The sequence below is a fragment of the Tenacibaculum sp. IMCC1 genome (assembly GCF_054906355.1).
In genome coordinates this window covers 3,266,634-3,281,369 of record NZ_CM142818.1, presented here as the reverse complement: position 1 = coordinate 3,281,369, position 14,736 = coordinate 3,266,634, and the positions used below count along the sequence as shown (strand labels likewise).

At 30.6% G+C, this 14,736-nt stretch carries 15 protein-coding genes; 11 read left to right on the top strand and 4 right to left on the bottom strand.

Annotated features, from left to right (window positions below):
• Positions 1 to 35 precede the first annotated feature (35 nt).
• Together dnaK and ACXIHB_RS15255 are read right to left on the bottom strand one after the other, a co-directional pair.
• Positions 36 to 1,943, bottom strand: a complete 1,908-nt coding sequence (gene dnaK / locus ACXIHB_RS15260; RefSeq protein ID WP_047789320.1) for a molecular chaperone DnaK — start codon at positions 1,941 to 1,943, stop codon at positions 36 to 38.
• Positions 1,944 to 2,079: 136 nt separating this feature from the next.
• Complete coding sequence (locus ACXIHB_RS15255) at positions 2,080 to 2,685, bottom strand: NUDIX hydrolase (protein ID WP_159492505.1); 606 nt, start codon at positions 2,683 to 2,685, stop codon at positions 2,080 to 2,082.
• Positions 2,686 to 2,692: 7 nt separating this feature from the next.
• Here ACXIHB_RS15255 and pyrE point away from each other — a divergent pair, with 7 nt between their 5' ends.
• Entirely contained in the window at positions 2,693 to 3,343 is a 651-nt protein-coding gene (pyrE, locus tag ACXIHB_RS15250; RefSeq protein ID WP_047789321.1) for an orotate phosphoribosyltransferase, read from the top strand.
• Between the two features lie 10 nt (positions 3,344 to 3,353).
• Complete coding sequence (locus ACXIHB_RS15245) at positions 3,354 to 3,743, top strand: orotate phosphoribosyltransferase (protein ID WP_047789390.1); 390 nt, start codon at positions 3,354 to 3,356, stop codon at positions 3,741 to 3,743.
• Here the strand turns inward: ACXIHB_RS15245 and ACXIHB_RS15240 are convergent.
• A complete protein-coding gene (locus ACXIHB_RS15240) occupies positions 3,738 to 4,475 on the bottom strand; it encodes a biotin--[acetyl-CoA-carboxylase] ligase (RefSeq protein ID WP_239178937.1) in 738 nt (245 codons plus the stop codon). The two genes, ACXIHB_RS15245 and ACXIHB_RS15240, sit on opposite strands and share 6 nt — an antisense overlap.
• Before the next feature lie 86 nt (positions 4,476 to 4,561).
• Here ACXIHB_RS15240 and rsfS point away from each other — a divergent pair, with 86 nt between their 5' ends.
• From rsfS to ACXIHB_RS15210, 6 genes are read left to right on the top strand one after another with little or no spacing between them, the layout of a single operon-like run.
• On the top strand, positions 4,562 to 4,930 hold the full coding sequence (rsfS, locus tag ACXIHB_RS15235; RefSeq protein ID WP_047789323.1) for a ribosome silencing factor: 369 nt from the start codon (positions 4,562 to 4,564) through the stop codon (positions 4,928 to 4,930).
• 25 nt (positions 4,931 to 4,955) lie between these two features.
• Positions 4,956 to 6,881, top strand: coding sequence for an ATP-dependent zinc metalloprotease FtsH (gene ftsH, locus ACXIHB_RS15230; protein WP_047789324.1), 1,926 nt, complete (start codon positions 4,956 to 4,958; stop codon positions 6,879 to 6,881).
• 11 nt (positions 6,882 to 6,892) lie between these two features.
• The gene (locus tag ACXIHB_RS15225; protein ID WP_047789325.1) at positions 6,893 to 7,483 is read left to right on the top strand and encodes a hypothetical protein; all 591 of its coding nucleotides are present in this window, start codon (positions 6,893 to 6,895) and stop codon (positions 7,481 to 7,483) included.
• A 3-nt stretch (positions 7,484 to 7,486) separates the two neighbouring features.
• Positions 7,487 to 8,281: a phosphatidate cytidylyltransferase gene (locus ACXIHB_RS15220; protein WP_047789326.1), complete on the top strand. Its 795-nt coding sequence runs from the start codon at positions 7,487 to 7,489 to the stop codon at positions 8,279 to 8,281.
• Positions 8,282 to 8,307: 26 nt separating this feature from the next.
• The gene (locus ACXIHB_RS15215; RefSeq protein WP_047789327.1) at positions 8,308 to 8,565 is read left to right on the top strand and encodes an acyl-CoA-binding protein; all 258 of its coding nucleotides are present in this window, start codon (positions 8,308 to 8,310) and stop codon (positions 8,563 to 8,565) included.
• Positions 8,566 to 8,570: 5 nt separating this feature from the next.
• The gene (locus ACXIHB_RS15210; protein ID WP_047789328.1) at positions 8,571 to 9,203 is read left to right on the top strand and encodes a YceI family protein; all 633 of its coding nucleotides are present in this window, start codon (positions 8,571 to 8,573) and stop codon (positions 9,201 to 9,203) included.
• A 57-nt stretch (positions 9,204 to 9,260) separates the two neighbouring features.
• On the opposite strand, the gene ACXIHB_RS15205 is transcribed toward ACXIHB_RS15210, so the two are convergent.
• Positions 9,261 to 10,808 (bottom strand): peptide MFS transporter, encoded by a 1,548-nt coding sequence (locus ACXIHB_RS15205; protein WP_462098578.1) that lies wholly within the window; start codon positions 10,806 to 10,808, stop codon positions 9,261 to 9,263.
• 178 nt (positions 10,809 to 10,986) lie between these two features.
• Between ACXIHB_RS15205 and ACXIHB_RS15200 the strand changes: the two genes are divergently transcribed.
• Genes ACXIHB_RS15200 through ACXIHB_RS15190 form a run of 3 tightly spaced genes read left to right on the top strand, consistent with a single transcriptional unit; the run spans position 10,987 to position 14,698 of the window.
• Entirely contained in the window at positions 10,987 to 11,676 is a 690-nt protein-coding gene (locus ACXIHB_RS15200) for a TetR/AcrR family transcriptional regulator (protein ID WP_462098577.1), read from the top strand.
• A complete protein-coding gene (locus ACXIHB_RS15195; RefSeq protein ID WP_073181333.1) occupies positions 11,660 to 13,330 on the top strand; it encodes a peptidase domain-containing ABC transporter in 1,671 nt (556 codons plus the stop codon). Before ACXIHB_RS15200 ends, ACXIHB_RS15195 begins: the two co-directional genes overlap by 17 nt.
• Before the next feature lie 6 nt (positions 13,331 to 13,336).
• Positions 13,337 to 14,698: an HlyD family secretion protein gene (locus ACXIHB_RS15190; protein WP_047789332.1), complete on the top strand. Its 1,362-nt coding sequence runs from the start codon at positions 13,337 to 13,339 to the stop codon at positions 14,696 to 14,698.
• Positions 14,699 to 14,736 lie beyond the last annotated feature (38 nt).

Here is a 14,736-nt window from a genome sequence, read left to right as displayed (position 1 = left end):
AACTTGTAATGCTTTTTAGGATAATACAATCAAATTTATTTTACTTCTTCAAAATCTACATCTTCTACATTATCTCCTCCTTCAGCTGAAGCTCCTGCATCTGCACTTCCTTGCGCACCAGCTCCATTTGCTTGTGCATCTTGTTGTGCTTTATACATCTCTTCAGAAGCAACTTTCCAAGCTTCGTTAATCTTTTCCATTGCAGCATCGATAGCAGCAAGGTCTTTAGATTCGTGTGCTTTCTTTAACTCTTCTAAAGCAGCCTCGATTGGTTCTTTCTTATCTGCTGATAATTTATCACCAAACTCTTTTAATTGCTTTTCAGTTTGGAAAATCATAGAATCTGCTCCGTTAATTTTATCTGCAGTTTCTTTAGCCTTTGCATCTGCATCTGCATTTGCTTCTGCATCTGCTTTCATCTTTTGAATTTCTTCATCTGTTAATCCAGAAGAAGCTTCGATACGGATGTTTTGAGATTTACCTGTTGCTTTATCCGCTGCAGATACGTTGATGATTCCGTTTGCATCAATATCAAAAGTTACTTCAATTTGAGGAACTCCTCTTGGTGCTGGTGGAATATCTGTTAATTGGAAACGACCAATTGTTTTGTTATCTGCTGCCATCGCTCTTTCACCTTGTAATACGTGAATATCTACCGATGGTTGGTTATCTACTGCTGTAGAGAATACTTGCGACTTTTTAGTTGGAATGGTTGTATTTGCATCGATTAACTTTGTAAATACATTACCCATTGTTTCAATTCCTAATGATAATGGTGTTACATCTAATAATAATACGTCTTTTACATCACCAGTTAACACTCCTCCTTGAATTGCTGCTCCTAACGATACAACTTCGTCTGGATTTACTCCTTTACTTGGCGCTTTTCCGAAGAACTTCTCAACTGCTTCTTGAATTGCAGGAATACGAGTTGAACCTCCTACTAAGATAATCTCATCGATATCAGAAGTTGATAAATCAGCATTTTTTAACGCTGTTTGACAAGGCTCGATAGTTCTTTTTACTAAATCGTCAATTAATTGCTCAAACTTAGCTCTACTTAACGTTCTTACCAAGTGCTTTGGTCCACTAGCTGTAGCAGTGATATATGGTAAGTTAATTTCTGTAGAAGTTGTGCTTGATAATTCTATCTTCGCTTTTTCAGCAGCTTCTTTTAAACGTTGTAATGCCATAGGATCTTTACGTAAATCCATATTTTCTTCAGCATTAAACTCATCTGCTAACCAGTTAATGATTTTTTCATCTACATCATCACCTCCTAGGTGCGTATCTCCATCAGTAGCTAATACTTCAAATACTCCATCTCCTAATTCTAAGATAGAAACATCATGTGTACCTCCACCAAAGTCAAATACTACAATTTTCTTATCATCATTTGCTTTATCTAATCCATAAGCTAAAGCTGCAGCTGTAGGCTCGTTAATAATACGACGAACCTTTAGTCCTGCAATCTCTCCTGCTTCTTTAGTTGCCTGACGTTGAGCATCGTTAAAATATGCTGGCACAGTAATTACAGCTTCAGAAACTCCTTGACCTAAGTAGTCTTCAGCAGTTTTCTTCATTTTCTGTAATATCATTGCAGAAATTTCCTGAGGTGTATACATACGATCATCAATTTTAACTCTTGGTGTATCGTTATCACCTTTTGCTACCTCATAAGGAACTCTTTCTGCTTCTCTTTGAGACTCAGAATATTTATTCCCCATAAAACGTTTAATAGAATAAACTGTTTTAGTTGGGTTTGTTACTGCTTGACGCTTTGCAGGATCTCCTACTTTACGTTCACCTCCTTCTACAAATGCAACTATAGAAGGGGTTGTTCTTTTTCCTTCTGCATTTGGAATTACTACAGGCTCATTACCTTCCATCACAGACACACATGAGTTCGTAGTACCTAAATCTATACCTATAATTTTACTCATAATCTTTATTTATCTTTTTTTAAGTTTTAAATTCAATTTTACGAGTAGTATTAGTCAAAGTGTATGCCATTGGTTTTTTATTTGTATTTTGACAGAAAAAGACACAAAACCAATCATTTTTTATGACAGAGTGTCATTAATCGATGTTATCTAGATAAGATTCATAGACCATTACTATATTAGCAAATGTATTCTGTAATGCTTCAATTGTTTCTTTTTTATTTTTAAACTCTGCTTTTGTAATACCTTCTTCTAATTGAGGGGTTAAACTTCCTTCATAATTAGAAAACATTAAATACCAGTGTGTTTCTTTTAATCGATATTCATTTTGTTGTATAAACAAATGGTATGTAATAAGGAGTTCTTTATTAATAATTAGTTTTTCAATACCACATTCTTCTTCCACTTCTCTTATTGCTGCTTCCATTAAGTTCTCTCCTTCCTCAACACGTCCTTTGGGTAAATCCCATTTATTTCCTCTGTAAATAAACAATACTTTTTTACTTCCGTTTAAAACCAAACCTCCAGCAGCAATTATTACTTTAAATTTAACCTTAAAATCTTTCCAATCTTCAATTAAATTATTAGAATAGATATAAAAACCGTTTAACTTACCTACTTTTAACTTATAAATAAGTTCTTGAATAATTGTATTTTTGTAAATATAAACTGGAAAATCTTCTTCATTTTTAAATGAAGTTGTAAAGATTATTGGTTTATCATTAACAAAAACTTTATACATTTGCGCTATGGATTTTAACAAAGATACAGCAAAAAAAACTGCCGAGCTTCTTTTGCAAATTAAGGCTATAAAATTAAGTCCCCAAGAACCTTTCACATGGGCTTCTGGCTGGAAATCACCCATTTACTGTGATAATAGAATCACGCTATCATACCCTCCTGTTAGAAACTTTTTAAAACAAGAAATTGCTAAACTGGTAGAAGAAAAACACGGTAAACCTGATGTTATTGCAGGTGTTGCTACTGGTGCTATTGCTATTGGTATATTAGTTGCTCAAGAACTTGGAGTACCTTTTGTGTACGTTAGACCAGAACCCAAAAAACATGGTAGACAAAATCAAATTGAAGGACATATAGAAAGTGGTCAAAACGTTGTAGTGATTGAGGATTTAATTAGTACAGGAAAAAGTAGTTTAAATGCTGTAAAAGCACTTAAAGAAGCACATACCAATGTAAAAGGAATGATAGCTATTTTTTCTTACGGATTTAATATTGCCACTGAGAATTTTAAAAATGATAAAGTAGAACTTACTACTTTGAGTAATTATGAACATTTACTAGAACAAGCCTTAGATAGTAAATATATTACTAGTGAAGAACTTCGAACATTAGAAGATTGGAGAATTGCTCCTAGTGAATGGAATCAAAACAATAAATAACAGCACAACAATGAATATAGAAGGAAATACAGTTACTGTAAAAAAATCATCTAAAGATTTATTTGAATTTCTAACTAAATTAGAAAACTTTGAACAACTAATGCCTGAAAACACTCAAAAATTTGAGGTTGATGGTGACAGCTTTATTTTTGGTTTAAAAGGTATGCCAGAAATTCGCTTAATCATGAAAGAAAAAACAGAATATTCTAATGTTACTTTAGGCGCTGCAAGCAGTAAACTACCTTTTACATTAGCTGCTGATATTAATGAAATTAACGATAGTGAAAGTAAAGTTACTTTAAAGTTTAATGGCGAATTTAATGCTATGATGGCTATGATGGTTAAAGCTCCTTTAACAAAGTTTATAGGTACATTAACTGAAAATTTAGAAAAGTTATAAAGTAGCAAACGAAACTTCTTTCAAACCAAATTCTTGAATCGTTTCGTTTTCTAATTCTATTTGGAGGTTTCCACTTTTTGAAACTCCAATAATTTTCCCCATAAATAAAGTGTTCTGACTATTTTTAAACATTGTTGGAACATTTTTTTTATACAATACTTTTAAGTAAGCCTTTTCTAGTAAGTCATATTCTTTTTTTTCTAAGAGATTAAAATAATCTTTTAGCTTCATTAAAATGCTTTCTAGCAACATTTCTAAATCAAACTCTTTTCCTAGAATCATTTTTATAGAAGACGCATTTGGTAAATTTTCGGGAAATGATGCTTGATTTACATTGACCCCTATACCAATTACAGAAGACACTAAATCATTCCCTTTAAGAGTATTTTCAATTAATATACCCACTATTTTTTTATTTCCTGACAGAATGTCGTTTGGCCATTTTACCGACAAGTTTGGTATTCCTAATGCTTTTAAAGCTTGAAAAACACTTAATGAAACACTAAAATTTAAGTACTTGTGCTCTCGAATATTTAACCCTACAAACCTTGAAAACACACTAAAAGTAAGGTTTTTCCCCTCTTCAACAACCCATTCAGAATTGATTTGACCTCTACCTTTAGTTTGTGTTTTTGCAACTACCACCGTAAAATCATCAACTACCACTTTTGACACCATATTCTTTAAAAAACTGTTGGTAGAGTCGATGGCATTAAGTTTGATTATTTTCATATGAATTTAGCGTGTAAAACAAGTATCAATATTACATAAATTACTCGCAAAAAAATAATAACTTTGCTAAAACTTAATTTTTTTTAATGACAATAAAACAAACAAACACAGACGATCTTTTAGCTGTGATTATTAAAGGGATTGATGATGTAAAAGGAGAAGATATCCAATTACTAGATCTAAGAGAGATAGAAAACACTGTTTGTGATTATTTTGTAGTTTGTTCTGCTAATTCGAACACACAAGTTAATGCCATTTCCGGCTCTGTACAAAAAATAGTAAGTAAAGAACTAAAAGATAAACCTTGGCACATTGAAGGGCAAGGAAACTCTGAATGGGTTCTTATGGATTACGTAAATGTTGTTGTACACATCTTTCAAAAACAAGTTCGTGAATTTTACGATATTGAAAGCCTTTGGGGAGATGCAAAAATTACAGAAATCAACCCAGCATAATTGCTAACATTTTATACACCTTTTTATGAGTGATAATAAAAAAAATGCGCCAAAATTTAGTTTTAATTCATTTTGGCTATACATACCAATAATAGTTATCCTACTAGGATTAAGCTTTTTTAATTCTGGTAATTTAGGTTCTCGTAATATTACAAAAAACGAGTTTACTAAAATTCTTCAAGCAAACGATATTAAAGAAATCGTTGTAGAAAACAATAATGTTGCTCAAATATTTTTAAAGCCTGAAGCTGAGAAAAAAGAAGAGCATAAAAAACTAGCAGATTCTCCATTTTACAGAAAAGGATCTCCTCTTTACACTTACAACTTTGGTGATTTACAAAATTTTGAAAATGAAATTAACAAAGAAAAAGAGGATAAAAATCTTGACTTCGATAAAGTTAATGTTGAAAGGACTAGCATGATGGATACCATTATTAGCTTCCTTCCTTTTATTTTATTGATTGTTATTTGGCTTTTCTTTATGAGAAGAATGTCTGGAGCTGCTGGAGGCGGTGGTGCTGGAGGACAAATTTTTAACATTGGTAAATCTAAAGCTAAACTTTTTGATGAAAACACTAAAGTTAAAACTACCTTTAAAAATGTGGCTGGCTTAGAAGGTGCTAAAGAAGAAGTTCAAGAAATTGTAGACTTCTTAAAGAGCCCTGAAAAATACACCAAATTAGGAGGTAAAATTCCTAAAGGAGCTTTATTAGTAGGTCCTCCAGGAACTGGTAAAACCTTATTAGCAAAAGCAGTAGCAGGTGAAGCTGGTGTACCCTTTTTCTCTCTATCTGGTTCAGATTTTGTTGAAATGTTTGTTGGTGTTGGTGCCTCACGTGTACGTGACTTATTTAAACAAGCACAACAAAAATCTCCTTCTATCATTTTTATTGATGAAATTGATGCTATTGGACGTGCTAGAGGAAAGAACAGTATGACTGGTGGTAATGACGAACGTGAGAATACCTTAAACCAATTATTAACTGAAATGGATGGTTTTGGTACTGATACTAATGTAATTGTATTAGCTGCTACCAACCGCGCTGATGTATTAGACAAAGCTTTGATGCGTGCTGGTCGTTTTGATCGTCAAATTTATGTTGACTTACCAGACTTACACGAACGTAGAGAAATTTTTGAGGTTCACATTAAACCTTTGAAATTAGCTGCTAATGCCGATTTAGAATTTTTAGCACAACAAACACCTGGATTCTCAGGTGCAGATATCGCTAACTTGTGTAATGAAGCCGCTTTAATTGCTGCTAGAAAAGGTAAAGAAGCTATTGAACATCAAGACTTTTTAGATGCTGTTGATAGAATCGTAGGTGGATTAGAAAAGAAAAATAAGGTTATTACTCCTAAAGAAAAGAAAGTAATTGCTTTTCATGAAGCTGGTCACGCAACTGTTAGTTGGATGTTAGAACATGCTGCCCCTTTAGTAAAAGTAACTATTGTTCCTCGTGGTCAATCGTTAGGAGCTGCTTGGTACCTTCCTGAAGAGAGAAAAATTGTTCAAACAGAACAAATGCTTGATGAGATGTGTGCTACTATGGGAGGTAGAGCAGCTGAAAAACTAATTTTTAATAAAATCTCAACTGGAGCGTTAAGTGATTTAGAAAAGGTTACTAAACAAGCTCGAGCTATGGTTACTGTTTATGGCTTAAATGATAAAGTAGGAAACGTTACTTACTATGATTCTTCAGGTAATGATTCATTTGTAAAACCATACAGTGAAGCAACTGCACAAAAAATTGATGAAGAAATCTCTGAAATAATAGAGAATCAATACAAAAGAGCTGTTGACATACTAGATCAAAACAGAGATAAATTAACTGAATTAGCTGATTTATTACTTGAAAAAGAAGTTATATTTAAAGACGATTTAGTAAAAATATTTGGAGACAGACCTTTTGGAAAAGAAGAAAAACCTCAAATTACAACAGAAGAATAGTTTTTATTTTAATGAATTTTTTCAAAAAAATATTTAAAATATATCAAGAATCATCTAAAGAAAAAAAAGCCAACGAACAAGAAGTTTATTTGTCTTTAGATGATTCTTTTGTTCATCATTTTATTAATAAAGGAGGAAAATTTTTATACTGTACATCAATAAACGAAGTAAGTAATAATTTAAAGAACATCTTACAAGAAAACAATTGGCGCAAAATTACTTGTACCGATTTTGATTTATTAAAGATTACTGAAAAAATTGATATTTCTGTACAAAACCATTCCTCAGAATCTGTACCTTTTTTTACTTCTTGTGAACATTTAATTGCCGATAAAGGAGAAATTTTATTTTCATCCAATCAATTAGGCAGTCATAAAATAGCTTCTCTTTCTAAACATTTTATAGTTTATGCAACTACGAGCCAGCTTGTAAAAAACACTGGAGAAGGATTAACAGGTATTAAAACACATTTTAGCGGTAATATTCCAACAAATATCAGTTCTGTTAAGAATTATAAATTTGAAGTTGAGGATGATAATTTTTTGAGTTATGGTAATAATAACACAAAAGATTTATATTTGCTGCTCTTTGAAGACCTTTAAAATATGTCTAACCTTTTTGTAAGAAGTCTTTCCGCACTTGTTTATGCTATTCTATTTATTTCTGCTATTCTTTTTTCTGCAGAAACATACATAGGATTACTTGCTTTGTTTGCTACTGTTTGTATTTGGGAACTTTCTAAAATTATACAAACAAAAAATATAATTCCATATATACTTTTAGCTAGTGTTGTTTATTTAACTTTTAAGAATACAACTTTTAAGTACACTGATTTTTTATTTGGCATTACTATAGTTGGATCTACTGCTTTGATTTATTTACTTATTAGCTCCAAACTAATTAAAACAGATACTTTAGCTAAAAAACTTTTTTTACAAGTTATATATTTAGTATTACCATTTTACTTCTTAATGAACCTTCCTTTCATTAATGGTTCTTATCATCCAAACATAGTTATTTATATAATATTTATTATTTGGACTAATGATAGTTTTGCCTTTTTAGTGGGTAAAAATTTTGGAAAACGAAAATTATTTGAAAAAGTATCTCCTAAAAAAACAATTGAAGGGTTTATAGGCGGTTTATTATTTTCAATAATTGCAGGTTTTGCTATTGGTCAATACTCTGGAATTTTTTCTATCTTAAACTGGATAGTCATTGCTATCATAGTTGCTATTTTTGGTTCTTTAGGGGATTTAGTAGAATCTAAGTTTAAAAGACAAGCTAACGTGAAAGATAGTGGTACAATTATGCCAGGTCATGGAGGCTTATTAGATAGGCTAGACAGCTTGTTTTTCCTTGCTCCCTTCGTATATTTGTACATTCATTACATAATGTAAACTATCTATAGGCACAAACCTCAATTATGAAAGATGATTTAGATTTAAAGTTTAAAGAAGCTTATCAAAAAGCATCTAAACTAGAGGAAAAGCTTCCTCCTGATGTTATGCTACGTTTATATGCTTACTATAAACAAGCTGTAAAAGGAGACAGGTTTACATTTAATGATAATAGTGACTTACGAAATGCCTTTAAATTTAATGCTTGGATGCAGCTTAGAGGTATGAGTGAGTCAGAAGCAAAAAAAGAATACATTAAACTAGTAAACTCAATTATAAAATAAACCTCATGAAAAAAATCGTTTATTCTTTAGTTATTTGTTTTACAGCTTTTCAAATGACATCTTGTAAATCTGAAGCAAAAAAAGAAACAAAAACTACAAATAAGGAAATTAAAGTAGAAAACAAGGCTGCATTCGTATTACAAGATGCTGACAATGTTATAAACTGGACAGCTTACAAAACTACTGAGAAAATACCAGTGAATGGAGAATTTAAAAAAGTAAACATTACCGCTGGTGGTGAAGCTAACACAGCTAAAGACGCTATAAATAATGCTGAATTTTCTATTCCTGTAAGTAGTATTTTCACAAAAGACACTAGTAGAGACTTTAAAATTAAAAAGTTTTTCTTTGGAGTAATGGATAAAACTGAATTACTTTCTGGAAAATTAGTTCTAGAAAATGACTCTATTGGTTATGCTAATATTACCATGAATGGTGTTAGTAAAAAACTTCCTTTTAACTACACATTAAACGGAAAAAAGTTTAGTTTAAATGCAACTATGAAAATTACAGACTGGCAAGCTAATAAAGCATTAGAGTCTTTAAATACTGCATGTAAAGACTTACATAAAGGTGCTGATGGTGTTTCTAAAACTTGGGATGAAGTTGCTTTAAACATTACATCTGTTTTTAAATAAAAACCGATTAAACATATATTTGAAAGCCTCAGAGTAATTTCTGAGGCTTTTTTAGTTTTAATGTACTTCAAACATCCATTTTTTTACAGGCTTATAAAAAGCAATGACTAATAAACCTATTATTACTGATATTACTCCTAGGTTGGCATACACAGAAACATATGAGTACAATTGGTGAAAAACCTCAGGTTGCCTCATAACGGTTGTGGATGATAAACCGGTTAATAATTCAGTTACTTTTCCAAAAAAGCCCTTAGAAAATACTCCTAAACTACCGTTAACAACTGTTGTTAAATTGGCTATTTTACCTGCAAAAAAATGACCATAAAAGTTTGCTGAAAACCATACGCCCATTATAAAAGCAATGTACTTTACTGGAGATAACTCTGTCATTTTAGATAATCCAATAGGAGATAAAAACAGTTCTCCTGTTGTTAGTATAAAGTACCCTAAAATCAAATACATCATTGGAGTTTTAGCTAATTCATCAACTTGATAACCTGACAAGCTAAAAGTTATAAAACCTACCCCTAAAAACAATAATCCTAATCCAAATTTTATAACAGAGTTTGGATTCTTATGTATTTTATGCAAATACCCCCAAAGCATTGAAAATGGGACTGCCATTAGAATTATAAAAGTAGAATTAATACTATTTGTTTGAGCTGCATTTATTCCTACTAAGTTGACATTTCTATCTGCAAATAAAGTCAGTGAACTACCTGCTTGTTCAAAAATTGCTGCAAACAATGTATACAAAACGGTAAAAAATATAGCTACAGAAAGTTTTTTACGTTCTTTTGAAGTTACAGTTCGTAAAATCTTAATTAAAAACAATATCAGAAATAACGAAACAATCCAAACTAAGTAATGCTCAAACTCATGATAATAAACTATCAATGCAAATACTGGAACAGACAAAAGTGCTCCAATTGTTACTAAATTTCCTTTTTTTACTCCAAATTGTTTCTCTTCAAATAATTCTTGATTTGGTACTAAGCCTTTATCTTCAAAAACATTTTTCTTAAGTCCTCCTTTAAAAACTAACAAGCCTAACAACATTCCTATTCCTGCCAAAACAAATCCATAGTGCCAACCATATAATTCAGCTAACCATGCGCACAATAATGGAGCTACAGCTCCACCAATATTAATACCCATATAAAAAATAGTAAACCCTGCATCTCTCCTATTATCTCCTTCTTCATATAATTTACCAACAAACGAAGATATATTGGGTTTAAAAAAACCATTTCCAACAATAATTAAAGATAACGAACCATAAAAAAATATTGGATGCTCAAATGTTAAAAAGAAATGTCCTAACGCCATTAACACACCTCCTAAAACAATTGCCTTTCTAAAACCTAATATTTTGTCAGCAAGCATTCCTCCTATCATAGGAGTCACATACACTAACGACATATATGCTGCATACACACCAAAAGACATTTCATCAGAAAAAAGCAAATGTTTTGTCATATACAGTACCAATAAGGCTCGCATTCCATAAAAAGAAAAGCGTTCCCATAATTCAGCAAAAAATAAGTATAAAAGTCCCCTTGGATGCCCTAAAACATCAGTTCTTGAATTCATATATTCCATAAATTTTAAGTTTATACGAATATATTTTTCGACATCTAAAACCTAAAGGTATGTAGTTAATTGTAGTAAAAAATAAGCTTTTGTAAGTTTTTGTAACCAAAAAATTAACATCTTATTAATATCTACAAACGCTTATTTAATAGTTTTACTATTATATTTGCGCTATTAATTTTTATTTATGAAAAATTTACTATCAAATTTAAAAATAGAGATCCCTTCAGGAATATACATCAAAGACCCTGAAACCTCTGATTTGGGTAAAAGAATAATAGAGAACAGTATTATACTTATTGAAGAAATTGGTTTTGAGAATTTTAATTTTAAAAAACTAGGAAAGCTAATAGGCTCTAACGAAAGTTCTATTTATCGTTACTTTGAAAGTAAACATAAACTTTTAGTTTACTTAACTTCTTGGTATTGGGGGTGGATTCAATATTTATTGGTAATCGAAACTTACAGTATTAGTAACCCAAAAGAGAAATTAATTAAAGCCATAGAAGTTCTAGCTAGAAAAGCTGAGAAAGACAATAATTTTTCACATATTAATGAGGCATTACTTAACTTAATTGTAATTAACGAGAACTCAAAATCATACTCTACTAAAGAAGTAGATACAGAAAATAAAGAAGGTTTTTTTAAATTGTACAAAGAAGTAGTAAAACGTTTTGCTGAAATAATTAGTAATTATAACAATAATTATAAACATCCATTAACACTTGCAAGTACTATAATTGAAGGTATATTACATCAGCAATTTGTAAAATCTCATTTTAAATCACTAACTAATTGTGATAAAAGTACAACTACCACTTCCTTTTTTATTGAACTAACTTTAAACGTACTTTCTTCTAATGAAAGAGAAAAATAAACTAACTCCATGGCAGCGATTTCTAGGATTAATAAATCTAGAAAAAAAAGACACCTTACAAATAGCATATTATGCCATTTTTGAAGGAATTGTTGCACTATCATTACCCTTGGGAGTACAAGCCATTATAAACTTGTTACAAGCAGCACAAGTATCAGCTTCCTGGATTGTTTTAGTCATCTTAGTTACTTCTGGCGTTGTTTTTAGTGGAATATTAAAACTAATGCAATTTAGAATTATTGAAACCATACAACAAAGAATTTTTACAAGAGCATCCATAGAACTTAGTTATCGTTTTCCTAAAATTAAAATGATAGAATTAAGAAACTACTATCCACCTGAACTTGCCAATCGTTTTTTTGATACGCTAACCATTCAAAAAGGTATTTCTAAAATATTGATTGATGCTCCATCAGCCATATTACAAATTGTTTTTGCTTTATTACTATTATCTTTTTATCATCCATTTTTTATTGTTTTTGGATTTTTAGTTATGTTACTAATTTATGTTGTATTTAAATACACAGCACAAAAAGGTTTAGATACTAGTTTAAAAGAATCTAAAAACAAGTATAAAGTTGCTCATTGGTTACAAGAAATAGCTAGAACTATAATAAGTTTCAAATTATCAGGAAAGACAAGGTTAGCCCTTGAAAAAAGCGATATTTTAGTAGATAATTATTTAAAATCTAGAGAAAGTCATTTTAAAGTGCTTGTTATGCAATATATTCAAATGATTAGTTTTAAAGTTATTATTACTGCTGGGTTACTTCTTATAGGTGGTTTTTTGGTTCTTACTCAACAAATGAATATTGGTCAATTTGTTGCTGCAGAAATTATTATAATTTTAATTATGAACTCTGTAGAGAAACTAATACTTGGACTCGAATCTTTTTATGATGTACTTACATCTATAGAAAAGCTTGGGGAAGTTATTGACAAACCTATAGAGCCACAAAAAGGCAGTAACATTAATAAAGATAAGCCTTTTAAAATTGAACTTCAAGATGTTTCCTACATTGTAAATAATAGACAAAAACCTGTCATAAATAAAATTTCATTTGAAATTAATCCACAAGATAGAATTTTAATTCAAGGAAGTAGCAACTCAGGAAAATCTAGTTTAATTCAACTTATCTCTGGTTTAATAGAGCCTACTTCTGGTAATATATTTGTAAATGATTTATCTTTAAAGGGCATTTTTATTAATAATTACAGATCTAACTTAGGCTTGTCTCTTTCTGAAGAAACTCCTTTTAAAGGAACTATTAGAGAAAATATAACTTTTGGTGACTCTTCAATAACTGATGAAGAAATATATAGCATCTTTAAAGTTGTGGGATTAACAGAATTTTTAAAGCAGCAACCTAAAGGTTTAGATACTTATTTAAAACCTGAAGGAAAACTTATTGCCTATACTGTAGCAAAAAAAATCATCCTTTCAAGGGCTATTATTAAAAGACCTAAACTACTTATTTTAGAAGACCCTCTAGACCAATTTGAAAAAAATGAAGCTAAGAAAATTATCGATTTTATTACTAATGTTTCTCAACCATGGAGCTTAATTATCGTTAGCCGTAATGAACATTGGAAAGAAAAATGTAATAAACAAATTACCCTTGAAAAAGGCAGTATTACTAACTTTAAATCGTAAGTAATCATGTTAAACATATCAAAAAATACAGTTTCGGACCAAATAGATATTACGAAATTCAAATCTGGAAAAGAAATTTTTAACAAAGAGTATCATAAGTTATTTAAAAGCTTTTTATTAGTTTTTTCTGTAATTTTAATAATTATTTTATTTCTACCCTGGACACAAAATGTATCTAGCGAAGGGCTTGTTACTACGTTAAAACCTAACCAAAGACCACAAACATTACAATCTCAAATACCTGGGCGTATAGAAGAATGGTTTGTACAAGAAGGTGATTTTGTTAAAAAAGGAGATACTATTTTAAGAATTTCTGAGATAAAAAGTGGTTATTTTGATACTAAGCTTGCCGAAAGAACTGGTAAACAGTTAAACTCTAAAACACTTTCTGCTAAAGCATATAACAATAAGATTAGTGCCTTGCAAAATCAGATTATAGCTATTAAAAGAGAACGTAAATTAAAACTAGAGCAAGCAAAAAACAAATTAAAACAAGCCTACTTAAAAGCTAAAAGTGATAGTATTGATTTTGAAGCTATTAAAATTAAGCAAAAAATAGCTCAAACTCAATTTGATAGAACTGTTACCTTAGAAAAAGAAGGTTTAAAAGCTGTAAAGGATGTTGAAGAAAAAAGAGCAAAACTTCAAGAGTTATCCGCTAAATTAATTTCTCAAGAAAACAAATTCTTTACTTCTAAAAACAATATTATTAATGCACAATTAGCTATTAGTAGTACACAAGCTTCTTATGCTGATAAATTATCTAAAACAGAAAGCAGCTTGTATAGTGCACAATCTGGTGCTTATGAAGCTGATGTTCAAGTTTCAAAACTTGAAACTAGCTTAGCTAATTACAACAAGCGAAGCTCTTTATTATTTATTACTGCTCCACAAGACGGTTACATTAATAAAGCTATAAAATCTGGTATTGGTGAAACTTTTAAAGAAGGTGAAAAATTAGTAAACATTATGCCTGCAAATTACGATTTAGCTGTTGAAATGTATATACAACCTATAGATTTACCTCTAATTCATATTGGTGAAGAGGTACGTGTTGAGTTTGATGGTTGGCCCGCAATGGTTTTTAGTGGCTGGCCTAATGTATCATACGGAACTTATGGTGCTAAAATTGTAGCTATTGAAAACTTTATTAGTAGCAATGGAAAATACCGTGTTCTAATTGTTCCTAATGAAAAAGAAGAACCTTGGCCGAAAGCCATTAGAGTAGGTTCAGGTGCAAAAACTATTGCTTTATTAGAAAATGTACCTATTTGGTTTGAGTTATGGAGACAAATTAATAGCTTTCCTCCCAACTTTTATCAACCAGATAACAAAGGAGGTGATAAAAAAGCTAAAAAAGAGGAATAATAAACTTCTTAGTAGATTAAAGCAAGTTAAAACATCAC

Excerpts from the sequence above, each read along its gene's own strand:
- dnaK (WP_047789320.1), bottom strand. The coding sequence starts at position 1,943 with ATGAGTAAAATTATAGGTATAGATTTAGGTACTACGAACTCATGTGTG.
- ACXIHB_RS15255 (WP_159492505.1), bottom strand. The coding sequence starts at position 2,685 with ATGTATAAAGTTTTTGTTAATGATAAACCAATAATCTTTACAACTTCA.
- pyrE (WP_047789321.1), top strand. The coding sequence starts at position 2,693 with ATGGATTTTAACAAAGATACAGCAAAAAAAACTGCCGAGCTTCTTTTG.
- ACXIHB_RS15245 (WP_047789390.1), top strand. The coding sequence starts at position 3,354 with ATGAATATAGAAGGAAATACAGTTACTGTAAAAAAATCATCTAAAGAT.
- ACXIHB_RS15240 (WP_239178937.1), bottom strand. The coding sequence starts at position 4,475 with ATGAAAATAATCAAACTTAATGCCATCGACTCTACCAACAGTTTTTTA.
- rsfS (WP_047789323.1), top strand. The coding sequence starts at position 4,562 with ATGACAATAAAACAAACAAACACAGACGATCTTTTAGCTGTGATTATT.
- ftsH (WP_047789324.1), top strand. The coding sequence starts at position 4,956 with ATGAGTGATAATAAAAAAAATGCGCCAAAATTTAGTTTTAATTCATTT.
- ACXIHB_RS15225 (WP_047789325.1), top strand. The coding sequence starts at position 6,893 with ATGAATTTTTTCAAAAAAATATTTAAAATATATCAAGAATCATCTAAA.
- ACXIHB_RS15220 (WP_047789326.1), top strand. The coding sequence starts at position 7,487 with ATGTCTAACCTTTTTGTAAGAAGTCTTTCCGCACTTGTTTATGCTATT.
- ACXIHB_RS15215 (WP_047789327.1), top strand. The coding sequence starts at position 8,308 with ATGAAAGATGATTTAGATTTAAAGTTTAAAGAAGCTTATCAAAAAGCA.
- ACXIHB_RS15210 (WP_047789328.1), top strand. The coding sequence starts at position 8,571 with ATGAAAAAAATCGTTTATTCTTTAGTTATTTGTTTTACAGCTTTTCAA.
- ACXIHB_RS15205 (WP_462098578.1), bottom strand. The coding sequence starts at position 10,808 with ATGGAATATATGAATTCAAGAACTGATGTTTTAGGGCATCCAAGGGGA.
- ACXIHB_RS15200 (WP_462098577.1), top strand. The coding sequence starts at position 10,987 with ATGAAAAATTTACTATCAAATTTAAAAATAGAGATCCCTTCAGGAATA.
- ACXIHB_RS15195 (WP_073181333.1), top strand. The coding sequence starts at position 11,660 with ATGAAAGAGAAAAATAAACTAACTCCATGGCAGCGATTTCTAGGATTA.
- ACXIHB_RS15190 (WP_047789332.1), top strand. The coding sequence starts at position 13,337 with ATGTTAAACATATCAAAAAATACAGTTTCGGACCAAATAGATATTACG.